This window comes from Paenibacillus sp. FSL L8-0638, from assembly GCF_038593075.1.
GTDB classification, from domain to species: domain Bacteria; phylum Bacillota; class Bacilli; order Paenibacillales; family Paenibacillaceae; genus Paenibacillus; species Paenibacillus polymyxa_D.
On record NZ_CP151960.1, the window covers coordinates 882,501 to 894,596 of the forward strand.

Sequence of the window (12,096 nt, forward strand, 5' to 3'; positions counted from 1 at the left end):
GTCTAGGTTAAGCTACAAAGAGCACACGGAGGATGCCTAGGCGCCAGGAGCCGACGAAGGACGTGGCGAACAACGATAAGGCCTCGGGGAGCTGTAAGCAAGCTTTGATCCGGGGATGTCCGAATGGGGAAACCCGGCTGTCTTCATCGACAGTCACTTTCTGCTGAATACATAGGCAGAATAGAGGCAGACCAGGGGAACTGAAACATCTAAGTACCCTGAGGAAGAGAAAACAATAGTGATTCCGTCAGTAGCGGCGAGCGAACGCGGATTAGCCCAAACCAAGGAGCTTGCTCCTTGGGGTTGTGGGACGTCTCACATGGAGTTACAAAGGAACCGGTTAGATGAAGAGGTCTGGAAAGGCCCGCCAGAGAAGGTAAAAGCCCTGTAGTTCAAAACTTGTTCCCTCCGAGACGGATCCCGAGTAGTGCGGGGCACGTGAAACCCCGTATGAATCCGGCAGGACCATCTGCCAAGGCTAAATACTCCCTGGCGACCGATAGTGAAGCAGTACCGTGAGGGAAAGGTGAAAAGCACCCCGGAAGGGGAGTGAAATAGATCCTGAAACCGTGTGCTTACAAGAAGTCAGAGCCCGATCTAGGGGTGATGGCGTGCCTTTTGTAGAATGAACCGGCGAGTTACGTTCCCGTGCAAGGTTAAGGTGAAGAGCTGAAGCCGCAGCGAAAGCGAGTCTGAATAGGGCGAATGAGTACGTGGACGTAGACCCGAAACCGGGTGATCTACCCCTGTCCAGGGTGAAGGTGCGGTAACACGCACTGGAGGCCCGAACCCACGCATGTTGAAAAATGCGGGGATGAGGTGGGGGTAGCGGAGAAATTCCAATCGAACCCGGAGATAGCTGGTTCTCCCCGAAATAGCTTTAGGGCTAGCCTCGGAAAGAAGAATCGTGGAGGTAGAGCACTGATTGGGTGCGGGGCCCGCAAGGGTTACCAAGCTCAGTCAAACTCCGAATGCCATAGATTTAGTTCCGGGAGTCAGACAGTGAGTGCTAAGATCCATTGTCGAAAGGGAAACAGCCCAGACCATCAGCTAAGGTCCCCAAGTGTGTGTTAAGTGGGAAAGGATGTGGAGTTGCACAGACAACCAGGATGTTGGCTTAGAAGCAGCCACCATTGAAAGAGTGCGTAATAGCTCACTGGTCGAGTGACTCTGCGCCGAAAATGTAACGGGGCTAAACACACCACCGAAGCTATGGCTTGATGCATTGCATCAGGGGTAGGGGAGCGTTGAATGCGGGTTGAAGGTGTACCGTAAGGAGCGCTGGACTGCATTCAAGTGAGAATGCCGGTATGAGTAACGAAAAGATCTGTGAGAATCAGATCCGCCGAAAGCCTAAGGGTTCCTGAGGAAGGTTCGTCCGCTCAGGGTAAGTCGGGACCTAAGGCGAGGCCGATAGGCGTAGTCGAAGGACAACAGGTCGAAATTCCTGTACCACCGTAATCCGTTATGAGCGATGGGGTGACGCAGTAGGGTAGTGACGCGGACGGATGGATGTCCGTCTAAGCAGTGAGGCTGATGTGTAGGCAAATCCGCACATCGTTAAGGCTGGGCTGTGATGGGGAGCGAAAATTATAGTAGCGAAGGTCATGATCTCAGACTGCCAAGAAAAGCCTCTAGCCAGGAGAAGGTGCCCGTACCGCAAACCGACACAGGTAGGCGAGAAGAGAATTCTAAGGCGCGCGGAAGAACTCTCGTTAAGGAACTCGGCAAAATGACCCCGTAACTTCGGGAGAAGGGGTGCCTCGGTAGGGTGAATAGCCCGAGGGGGCCGCAGTGAAAAGGCCCAAGCGACTGTTTAGCAAAAACACAGGTCTGTGCGAAGCCGCAAGGCGAAGTATACGGGCTGACGCCTGCCCGGTGCTGGAAGGTTAAGGGGAGTGGTAAGCCTTCGGGCGAAGCTATGAACCGAAGCCCCAGTAAACGGCGGCCGTAACTATAACGGTCCTAAGGTAGCGAAATTCCTTGTCAGGTAAATTCTGACCCGCACGAATGGCGTAACGACTTGGGCGCTGTCTCAACGAGAGATCCGGTGAAATTTTAATACCTGTGAAGATGCAGGTTACCCGCGACAAGACGGAAAGACCCCATGGAGCTTTACTGCAGCTTGATATTGAATTTGGGTACGATCTGTACAGGATAGGTGGGAGCCGTAGAACTTTGAGCGCCAGCTTGAAGGGAGGCATCCTTGGGATACCACCCTGATCGTATCTAGGTTCTAACTTGGTACCGTAATCCGGTGCGAGGACAGTGTCAGGTGGGCAGTTTGACTGGGGCGGTCGCCTCCTAAAGAGTAACGGAGGCGCCCCAAGGTTCCCTCAGAATGGTTGGAAATCATTCGAAGAGTGCAAAGGCAGAAGGGAGCTTGACTGCGAGACCTACAAGTCGAGCAGGGACGAAAGTCGGGCTTAGTGATCCGGTGGTACCGCATGGAAGGGCCATCGCTCAACGGATAAAAGCTACCCTGGGGATAACAGGCTTATCTCCCCCAAGAGTCCACATCGACGGGGAGGTTTGGCACCTCGATGTCGGCTCATCGCATCCTGGGGCTGAAGTAGGTCCCAAGGGTTGGGCTGTTCGCCCATTAAAGCGGTACGCGAGCTGGGTTCAGAACGTCGTGAGACAGTTCGGTCCCTATCTGTCGTGGGCGTAGGAAATTTGAGAGGAGCTGTCCTTAGTACGAGAGGACCGGGATGGACGTACCGCTGGTGTACCAGTTGTTCCGCCAGGAGCACCGCTGGGTAGCTATGTACGGAAGGGATAAGCGCTGAAAGCATCTAAGCGTGAAGCCCCCCTCAAGATGAGATTTCCCAATTAGTAAGACCCCTTGAAGACGACGAGGTAGATAGGTTGGGGGTGGAAGTGCAGTAATGCATGGAGCTGACCAATACTAATCGGTCGAGGGCTTATCCTAAAAATAAAACGCAATTGAGTTTCGGATCCAGTTTTCAGGGTGTAACACCTTGAAGGTATGTACAAGTGACATACAACAAGCGCGTGGCTATTCATTCACACGATAAGTGATGAACCGAATAACCTTACGATAGAATTTGCATAGCAAATTCATGTTTGGTGGCGATAGCGGAGGGGTTCCACACGTACCCATCCCGAACACGACCGTTAAGCCCTCCAGCGCCGATGGTACTTGGACCGCAGGGTCCTGGGAGAGTAGGACGTCGCCAAGCAAAAGAGACTATGATCTTCATAAGATCATAGTCTCTTTTTTGCGTTATAAGGCAGAGAGATTTTATTTAAAGTGAGTTTGTTATAAGTTTAACTGGATAAGTGGATATTAACTAGTAATAAGAAGACGGTTTTAAAATTATTTAGTACCAGGTATTAGTATCTGGTGTTATAATGTGAATAAGGATTACAAAGGAGAGTGATCAGATTGTTGAATTCAAAAGCTAAGCTTACGGCCTTTGGCACTTATGTACCTGAACGGATTTTGACGAACGCTGACTTGGAGAAGCTTGTGGATACTAGTGACGAGTGGATTGTACAAAGAACGGGCATGCGTGAAAGACGCATTGCGGCTGAAGATCAATATGTATCTGATTTATGCATACAAGCTATTACACGTATGATTAACCTGTATAACGTAAATATAAACGATGTTGAGATGATCATTGTAGCGACGAGTACACCTGATTACTACTTCCCGAGCACGGCTTCACGTATTCAGGCTCATTTTGATATCCCGAATACAGGGTCAATGGATATTAGTGCAGCATGTGCAGGTTTTTCCTATGGACTTCATTTGGCAAATGCTCTTATTACGGGTGGTCTGCATCGTAAGGTGCTAGTAGTGGGAGCCGAAACGTTGTCCAAAATTACAGATTATACGGATCGTACGACGTGTATACTTTTTGGAGATGGTGCAGGGGTTGCGCTTGTTGAATATGACGAGGATGAAGGATCATTTTTAACTTCAGATATAGGCACTTATGGACATGGGGGAGCACATCTTTACCGAGTGGGATTATCGGATCATTTGGATGGAGAGAAGCTGCAAGACCATGGTTTTATTGCGCAGAATGGACGTGAGGTTTATAAATGGGCTGTTCGCTCTGTTCCAACGGGAATCGAACGATTATTGGATAAAGCAAAAATGAAGAAGGAGGATCTTGACTGGTTTGTACCTCATAGTGCTAATTTGCGAATGATCGAGTCCATATGTGAAAGAAGTACAGTACCTTTGGAAAAAACGCTGACAAGCGTAGAATTGTATGGTAATACATCGGCGGCATCCATCCCGTTGGCTTTGCAGTGTGGTTTGGATGATGGACGTTTACGGTATGGACAACATGTGTTGTTATATGGATTTGGGGGAGGCCTCACCTATGCGGGTCTGCTATTAAAATGGAGTGTGCCTGATTTGTAAGTTATCTTAACCCATGTAAAAGTAATAGCAATAGTATGTACGATCATGTTCATAAGAGCCGTTGGCATTAGAATTTATCGTAAGATGGCAGGATGGTATAATTAACACTATGAGAGAAAGGAGCGTAACATGAAGGTATTGGTATTGGCAGAAAAACCGTCCGTGGCCAGAGAGATTGCACGTGTGATGGGTAGCCGCGAGAAGCATAAAAGTTATATAGAAGGACCCCAGTACGTGGTGACGTGGGCGCTGGGACATTTGGTCGGCTTAGCAGAGCCGGAGGATTACGATTCTAAGTTTGCGACCTGGAATTTAGAGGACCTGCCTATTCTTCCGAAGAGTTCAAAGTTAAAGGTGCTGCGCGAAAGTAATCATCAGTTCAAAGCTGTGCAGCAGCTCATGAAGCGGCAGGACATTGGAGAGCTTATCGTGGCAACAGATGCTGCTCGTGAAGGAGAATTGTTGGCACGCTGGATCATCCAAATGGCAAACTGGAAAAAGCCCTTCCGGCGGTTATGGATCTCCTCGCAGACGGACAAGGCGATTAAGGCAGGTTTCGCAAAGCTATTGCCTGGTCAGCAGTTTGATCGTTTATATGAATCGGCTCGCTGTAGGGCTGAAGCAGACTGGATGATTGGTCTCAATGTAACTCGCGCCTTGACTTGTCGTTATAACGCCCAACTTTCGGCTGGAAGAGTGCAGACACCAACGCTGGGGATGATTATGGAGCGTGAGAAAGAAATTACCGAATTCCGTTCTCAGGAATATGATACTTTGACGGCGGATTTCGGGGATTTTCAGGCAACTTGGCGGGCAGAAAACGGGGATTCACGCATGTTTGACCGTACTCAAGCAGAGGCTTTGCGCCGTAGGCTTGAGGGGGTCAAAGGCACAGTTGCGAGTGTTAAAAAGAGCGAAAAGAACGAGCCTCACCCGCTAGCGTATGATTTAACGGAGCTGCAAAGAGATGCTAACCAACGTTACGGCTTTTCGGCCAAACAGACGTCCAATCTGCTTCAGCGTCTGTATGAGCAGCATAAGCTGGTGACCTATCCACGTACGGACAGCCGTTATCTGACATCCGATATGGTGGATACCCTTAAGGAAAGGCTCAGTAGTGTAGCAGTAGGTCCGTATGCTTCCTTGGCACGTCCGCTATTGCGTAATAACCTTCCCATCACAAAGCGAATTGTGGATGACAGTAAAGTCACGGATCATCATGCGATTATTCCTACTGAGCAGACATTATTGCTTAATCAGTTGAGCACGGAGGAACGTAAGCTGTATGATCTGATTGCACGACGTTTTATTAGTCTATTCTATCCACCTGCACGTTATGATGCTGTAGCTGTATCAGTAACGGTGGAGCAGGAGACGTTTCAGGTAAAAGGCACAACGGTAAAAGATAGCGGATGGCGTGCTGTATATGACGCAAACCATTATGATATGGATGATGAGGAAGCAGAGGATCTGGAAAACAATGGACGAGGCGTTATTTTACCGGAGCTGAAAAAAGGAGACTCTGTCCGATTGCAGCGTTGTCTTGTACGAGCTGGGCGAACGATGCCGCCGAAGCGGTATACGGAAGCAGCCCTGCTCGCTCAGATGGAAAAGCATGGACTGGGTACTCCTGCTACTCGTGCCGATCTGATTGAAAAGCTTGTCAGTTCGGATACGATTGAGCGTCAGGGGAACGTGATGCATCCAACCGGGAAAGGTAAGCAACTGATTGAACTGGCAGCTCCACAGCTTCGAACGCCTGAGCTGACGGCACGTTGGGAAGCGGAGTTGGAACGGATTGCTCGTGGTCAAGGACAACCGGAACCGTTTTTGAATTCTATTCGTGCTATGGCTAAAGAACTGGTTTCCACTGTGAAAAATAGCAGTGCGGAGTACAAGCCTCATAATGTGACGAATAGTCATTGTCCAGATTGTGGTACAAAGCTATTGGAGAAGAAGGGCAAGAAAGGTAAGTTCCTTGTATGTCCAAGTGCAGATTGCGGTTACCGTCGTTCAGGGGAAAAACGTTTGTCCAATCGACGTTGTCCGCAGTGTCATAAGAAAATGGAAATGAAAGAAGGCAAAGCAGGATTGTATGTAAGATGCCTGCCCTGCGGCATTACCGAGACGTTGGATAACGACAGGCAACGGGTAAACAAACGAGAACAGCAAAAGCTAGTAAGACAATTTGAAAAGCAGGAATCTTTTGGCTCCAGTTTGGGTGATTTGCTAAAAGCAGCGATGGAACAAAAGCAGGGCAAATAACGGATGACCAAAAGTGCTGCAGTCAACATAATCAGCAGGTATACGTCGGTATAAAAACGATCACTCCTTGGCATGGTAAGCCGAGGAGGTGAGTATTTATGCCCAAACATAAACCGCTTAAAATCAATAATCAGCAAAATAAATCGAGCATACTGGAGGAGGAAATTGCTGCTCATCCAGAGAAGCAAGCGAAATATCCCCCAAGCTTGAATGGGATTCCCAAACAGCAGTCTTGATGCTGTGTGGGAGGGACGACGAATTACTGTATAGAACCAAGACGATTGGATATTAGATGAAGTAGTTATTAATGCTAGACTTGTCTTGCAAAAAAAGAAGCAGCAGTTACGGTGGTCAACCGTAATCGCTGTTTCTTTTTCATAATAAGGATGTTGTATTTATTTGATTTGGGATAAATGTTCTTAGTATTCATTAAAGAAGGATTGAATTTGGTTAACATCCTGTGTTTGGGTCAAAGCAAGCATGAGCAAAATCCGTGCTTTTTGCGGATTGAGTGAATCGGTCGATACAAAGTTCGATGCCGCGTCTTTTGTTGACGGTGATACCACTCCACTTCCCACGCGGCTGGAGCGGGCAATGATTATTCCTTTTTTACCTGCGGCCTCTGCGCCTTCTGAGGAGGTCTTGGACAAGGAACCATTACCGGAACCAGCTACGACAATACCCTTGGCACCAGCTGCTATGGCTGCATCATACAGATAGCGACCATTGTTTTGATACTCGTATAAAATATCTACTTGCGGCAGTTGAGTCAGGTTAGTGATGTCGAATACAGAAGAAGTCGTATGCTTGTGTATGGATTTGTTGTAGTAGTACACTTGATCACCCACAACAGCTCCAAGGTATCCCTGCTCTACAGACTTGAATGTATCGACTGCTGTTGTGTTTGTTTTGGTAATGTATCTTGCTGCACCGATACGGTCGTTCAACAGGACGAGTACACCCTGACCTTTAGAAGCCGAAGTCCCGGCGACTTTCACTGCATTATAGAGGTTGAAGGGACCATCGGCACTGATCGCAGTAGCTGGACGCATGGAGCCAACGACAACTACTGGCTTATCGCTTTTGATAACAAGATTGAGGAAATAAGCTGTTTCTTCTAATGTATCTGTACCATGTGTAATGACAATCCCGTCTACATCGTCTCTGGCAAGCAGTTCATTGGTGCGTTTGGCAAGTTTTAAGAGGATCTCATTATTAACATCAGGGCTACCTACATTAACAACTTGCTCACCACTGACATTTGCAATACTTTTCATTTCAGGAACGGCATTGATCAAGGTTTCCACACCCAACGCGCCTGCTTTGTAGCCGGTTGTATCCGTATTGACGGCAGATGATCCTGCAATGGTCCCTCCCGTGGCAAGTATTTTAATATTGGGCAAATGATTGGTTTGTGGATTTTCGGATTTGCCCGAAGTTGTAGTGGTAGAAGTAGATGTAGATGTAGTTGTGCTGGTTGTAGCTGCTGCCGCAGCGTTGGCGGTAAATCCACCACTCCATAAGGTACCTCCGAGAATAAAGCTGGCCAACAGGGGAATCATCGTCATTTTTTTCATGTTAGTCATATAAAGCTCCTCTCCAATCTTAAACCTCAAATATGATGATAGATTAACTGACAAATATTTTGTCGGATTAAGTTAATATCACGAATTATAGAGTGTAAAAATGTTTTTAGTCAATATCTATGTTAGAAAATATAACTTTAAAACCAATCCATTATCAATGTAACCGCCTTATTATTGTATGGTGGGTGTATGTAGTAAGATGAACAGTCGGTTGTTTAAGGTAAAGACCACGGCTGAATAAAAAATGTTTGCAAAAACAAAACAACAAGCAGAAATCTCATAAGGAGTCTGCTTGTTGTTTTTGTTGAAAGGTGAACAACTGAGTTTACCTTTAACTTCATTCAATGAGAACGACAAGGTAAAGTTGATATTTTACGTTAATAACATGGTTCTACAGCTGAATACAGATCCCATGATCAGGGGTTTTTGCTATGCTGTTTTGTCGGCAAGCTGGCGCTGGGAGTTCCTTTTCCTCGTTTGCGGTTGCGTTCTGCCTTTTTAGCATTTTCTCGCAGCTTTTCAACGTATTCATGGGTGCTTTCCATTGCAGTTCCTCCTTTAAGACGAAATAGATGCACTCGGGGATCGCCCTTATGCTACCTTACTATTTCCGCAAAAACGCTATCCAAGTCAAGGGAGGCGTTGTTTCTGTAAAAGGGGTGGGGTTATAATGAGGGGAGAACGATATATAAGGCCTAATACCTGAACTTGGTACGGTGTGCAAAAGGGGGAGAGACATTGCAGACAGGCTTGTTGGTATGGCTGCTGTTTATCAATGCAGTAGGCTATCTGGTAATGTCGGAAGATAAAAAGAGAGCACGTAAACATCGTGATCGTGTACCTGAACGGACGTTGTTTTTCCTGGCCCTGATCGGGGGAGCCTTAGGCGTGCTAATAGCCATGTACCGTAAACGCCATAAAACACGGCATATGAGTTTCAGATTAGGTATTCCTGCGTTGCTATTCATGAACGCATTGTTGTATGGTTATTTTTTAAGGTAAGGCGAGGAGTTTAGCTTCTCATAGGGAAGTTTAATGATGAGTGAGAAGACTATTCCAGCCATCCAGTGATGTCATGGAATGAACAACAACAGGAGTACATATTTCAGGCTTTGAATCAACAAACCGAATGAGGAAGAGGTGCGTATTATGCTATTTTCAAAAGTATTGCTTGCTTATGACGGTTCGGATGCATCCAACAAGGCTTTGCTGAAGGCAGCTGAATTAGTCAAGACATCATCGTCCTCGCAGCTTGAGGTGGTAACCGCATTTGATTTTCCACGGATTTTTATGGGCGAAGGTTTGGCACCAATTCCGGCTTCGATAAATAAAGAATATTACGATTTGGCCGAACAAACTACCGATGAAGTTAAAAAGCGGCTTGCTGAACAAGGTGTAGATGCCAAGGTGGAGCTCATTCAAGGTTCACCAGCCGAAGTCATTTTGGATTATGCCAATGAGAATGGCTTCGATGTGATTGTGATCGGTAGCCGCGGTTTAGGTGGTATCCGTGAATTTGTATTGGGTAGCGTAAGCCACAATGTGGTGCAGCATGCGCGTATTCCTGTGCTGGTCGTAAAATAACTGAATAAGAAAGTAAAAGTCGGTTTACTGCCTGTATAGGGAGTGCCGACTTTTATTTTTGTCAGTGGAATGCGGTATGCTCGCTGTTATCAGGATAGGTAATAGATAGCTAAACGTAATATAATAGTTCAGACCTGTGGGTATATAAGGGTGTTGATTTTGTTAAACACGAACATTCTATTGCATGATTATTGTAATGTTCGTTTTCAAGTTGACATAAGGTGTAGGGAATTGTTAAACTAGGAAGTGTATTGTCGATAAAAAATGAACTTTAGGTACAATTTAATAAGGTACACATGTTTGAGCCGAAACAGACCGCGATCATACTTGTAAAGAATATCGTCGGGTATGGAATAGGCACAATGCTAACTCGTATAATGCCGGGGATATGGCCCGGAAGTTTCTACCTGGAAACCTTAAATTTCCGGACTACGGGAGACATACGGCTGAAGCCGCATTGGATGCGGTGGAAGAGGCTTGCTTTTGGCTTGCCTTTAAGAGGCTCTGTCGTTTGTTTTTTCGTAGTCCGGTGTCTTGAAAATAACGTTATTTTCGAGTGCCGGATTTTTGGCGCTTATTGATAAACAGGGAGTGAAGGACATGTCAGTGCAGGTCGCTGTCATTATGGGCAGCACATCAGACTGGGACACCATGCAGCATGCATGTGCTGTGCTGGACGAGCTTGAAATCGGATATGAGAAAAAGGTAGTTTCAGCCCATCGTACACCGGATTTAATGTTTCGTTTTGCAGAAGAGGCCGTCGGGCGTGGATTAAAGGTCATTATTGCTGGAGCGGGTGGGGCAGCGCATTTGCCAGGGATGGTGGCTGCGAAGACATCCTTGCCAGTCATTGGTGTGCCTGTCCAGTCGAAGGCTCTGAATGGTCTAGACTCCTTGCTCTCCATTGTGCAGATGCCGGGTGGTATTCCGGTTGCCACTGTGGCAATCGGTAAGGCAGGCGCTACGAATGCAGGGCTGCTGGCCGCGCAAATATTAGGCGCTTTTGACGAAAAGATAAGTCAGCGGGTTGTGGCAAGACGCGACCGTATCCGTGATGAGGTGCTGGAAGGCAGTGACTCACTATGAATGAGGCATGTGAATCTGCAGGTCGCATCCGTCCTCCAGGTACAACGATTGGACTTCTAGGAGGCGGACAGCTGGGCAGAATGCTTGTGCTAGCAGGGACAAACCTAGGATATCGTTTTGTGACGCTGGACCCTGCACCTGATAGTCCGTGTGGACAGGTGTCAGAACAAATCCGTGCTGCCTATGATGATGAGCTTGCGGCCAGAGAGTTGGCTGGTCGGTGCGATGTGATCACGTATGAGTTTGAAAATGTGGACGCAGGTGTGGCTGCGCTTTTAGAACAGGAATCCTGTGTGCCGCAAGGCAGCAGTCTTTTGTACACAACACAGCATCGTCTTCGTGAAAAGCGTTCTATTGAAGCTGCTGGTGTCCCTGTCGCTCCGTATCGTGAAATTAGTAGTCCTGCGGATATGGCCCAAGCGGTAGCTGAACTGGGTGTACCGTGTGTGCTCAAGACAGCAGTCGGTGGTTATGATGGCAAGGGACAAGTGGTCATTCGCCAACCGGAGGAAGCCTTAGCTGCCTACGAACAATTGGCAGGAGACGGTGCGGAACTGGTATTGGAACAGTTCATTCGTTTTCGCTGCGAAATCTCGGTGATTGTAGCTCGCAGCACGAACGGTGAAGCTAAAGCCTTTCCACCTGCGGAAAACATTCACGTGAACAACATTTTGCACACGTCGATTGTACCTGCGCGCGTGCCAGAACCTGTTCAGGAGGAAGCGCGAAAGTTAGCGCTGGCTGTGGCAGAGTCGCTGGGTGCGGTGGGACTGCTCGCTGTGGAGATGTTTGTCACCGAAGACGGACAATTGTACGTTAATGAGTTGGCACCACGACCGCATAACTCCGGTCATTACACGATGGAGGCATGCGTCACGTCGCAATTCGAGCAGCACATACGTGCGATTTGCGGTTTACCCTTGGGCAGCACGAAGCTGCTGACTTCCGTCGTGATGGTCAATGTGCTAGGTGAGCATTTGGAGGATGTGGTTCGGCGGTTTGTGCAATCGGATGTTGAAGCTGAAAGGTTGGATGTTGTACCCAAGCTGCATTTGTATGGAAAAAGTGAAGCCAAGCCAGGCCGAAAGATGGGACATATTAATCTACTGTGCCAGGATGCGGAACAAGCGCTGGAATGGATTGAACAAACCAATATTTGGGGGGATAAATAGT

At 47.6% G+C, this 12,096-nt stretch carries 9 protein-coding genes, 2 rRNA genes and 1 riboswitch; of the genes, 9 read left to right on the plus strand and 2 right to left on the minus strand.

All coding sequences use genetic code 11. The features are described 5' to 3' along the window. Positions 1–5 precede the first annotated feature (5 nt). The 5 genes from MKY35_RS03950 to MKY35_RS03970 all read left to right on the plus strand — a co-directional run bounded on the left by MKY35_RS03950 (position 6) and on the right by MKY35_RS03970 (position 6,903). Positions 6–2,932 (plus strand): 23S ribosomal RNA (locus MKY35_RS03950). Between the two features lie 154 nt (positions 2,933–3,086). After that, positions 3,087–3,203: ribosomal RNA gene (rrf, locus tag MKY35_RS03955) — 5S ribosomal RNA — on the plus strand. 206 nt (positions 3,204–3,409) lie between these two features. Further along, positions 3,410–4,402, plus strand: coding sequence for a ketoacyl-ACP synthase III (locus MKY35_RS03960; RefSeq protein ID WP_342445652.1), 993 nt, complete (start codon positions 3,410–3,412; stop codon positions 4,400–4,402). A gap of 129 nt (positions 4,403–4,531) precedes the next feature. After that, the gene (locus MKY35_RS03965) at positions 4,532–6,667 is read left to right on the plus strand and encodes a DNA topoisomerase III (RefSeq protein ID WP_342445653.1); all 2,136 of its coding nucleotides are present in this window, start codon (positions 4,532–4,534) and stop codon (positions 6,665–6,667) included. 98 nt (positions 6,668–6,765) lie between these two features. After that, on the plus strand, positions 6,766–6,903 hold the full coding sequence (locus MKY35_RS03970) for a hypothetical protein (RefSeq protein ID WP_016819760.1): 138 nt from the start codon (positions 6,766–6,768) through the stop codon (positions 6,901–6,903). Between the two features lie 183 nt (positions 6,904–7,086). Here MKY35_RS03970 and MKY35_RS03975 read toward each other — a convergent pair whose 3' ends face one another. Beyond that, positions 7,087–8,253 carry a type II asparaginase gene (locus MKY35_RS03975; RefSeq protein ID WP_342445654.1) on the minus strand — a complete coding sequence of 389 codons (1,167 nt, stop codon included), beginning with the start codon at positions 8,251–8,253 and terminating at the stop codon, positions 7,087–7,089. Between the two features lie 416 nt (positions 8,254–8,669). Continuing rightward, positions 8,670–8,798 (minus strand): DUF4023 family protein, encoded by a 129-nt coding sequence (locus MKY35_RS03980; RefSeq protein ID WP_013308788.1) that lies wholly within the window; start codon positions 8,796–8,798, stop codon positions 8,670–8,672. Between the two features lie 193 nt (positions 8,799–8,991). Here MKY35_RS03980 and MKY35_RS03985 point away from each other — a divergent pair, with 193 nt between their 5' ends. From MKY35_RS03985 to purK, 4 genes are all read left to right on the plus strand, one after another. Next, on the plus strand, positions 8,992–9,255 hold the full coding sequence (locus MKY35_RS03985; RefSeq protein ID WP_025719814.1) for a DUF1294 domain-containing protein: 264 nt from the start codon (positions 8,992–8,994) through the stop codon (positions 9,253–9,255). A gap of 147 nt (positions 9,256–9,402) precedes the next feature. Continuing rightward, a complete protein-coding gene (locus tag MKY35_RS03990) occupies positions 9,403–9,837 on the plus strand; it encodes a universal stress protein (protein ID WP_039272354.1) in 435 nt (144 codons plus the stop codon). Between the two features lie 350 nt (positions 9,838–10,187). Then, a riboswitch (purine riboswitch) is annotated at positions 10,188–10,289 on the plus strand. Between the two features lie 148 nt (positions 10,290–10,437). Continuing rightward, the gene (purE, locus tag MKY35_RS03995; protein WP_068505438.1) at positions 10,438–10,923 is read left to right on the plus strand and encodes a 5-(carboxyamino)imidazole ribonucleotide mutase; all 486 of its coding nucleotides are present in this window, start codon (positions 10,438–10,440) and stop codon (positions 10,921–10,923) included. Then, a complete protein-coding gene (gene purK, locus MKY35_RS04000) occupies positions 10,920–12,095 on the plus strand; it encodes a 5-(carboxyamino)imidazole ribonucleotide synthase (RefSeq protein WP_342445655.1) in 1,176 nt (391 codons plus the stop codon). Before purE ends, purK begins: the two co-directional genes overlap by 4 nt. Position 12,096: the final 1 nt, after the last annotated feature.

What these genes read in the sequence shown, in the direction of transcription:
- purK (WP_342445655.1), top strand. Translation starts at nt 10,920, where the DNA reads ATGAATGAGGCATGTGAATCTGCAGGTCGCATCCGTCCTCCAGGTACA.
- MKY35_RS03980 (WP_013308788.1), bottom strand. Translation starts at nt 8,798, where the DNA reads ATGGAAAGCACCCATGAATACGTTGAAAAGCTGCGAGAAAATGCTAAA.
- MKY35_RS03970 (WP_016819760.1), top strand. Translation starts at nt 6,766, where the DNA reads ATGCCCAAACATAAACCGCTTAAAATCAATAATCAGCAAAATAAATCG.
- MKY35_RS03975 (WP_342445654.1), bottom strand. Translation starts at nt 8,253, where the DNA reads ATGACTAACATGAAAAAAATGACGATGATTCCCCTGTTGGCCAGCTTT.
- purE (WP_068505438.1), top strand. Translation starts at nt 10,438, where the DNA reads ATGTCAGTGCAGGTCGCTGTCATTATGGGCAGCACATCAGACTGGGAC.
- MKY35_RS03965 (WP_342445653.1), top strand. Translation starts at nt 4,532, where the DNA reads ATGAAGGTATTGGTATTGGCAGAAAAACCGTCCGTGGCCAGAGAGATT.
- MKY35_RS03990 (WP_039272354.1), top strand. Translation starts at nt 9,403, where the DNA reads ATGCTATTTTCAAAAGTATTGCTTGCTTATGACGGTTCGGATGCATCC.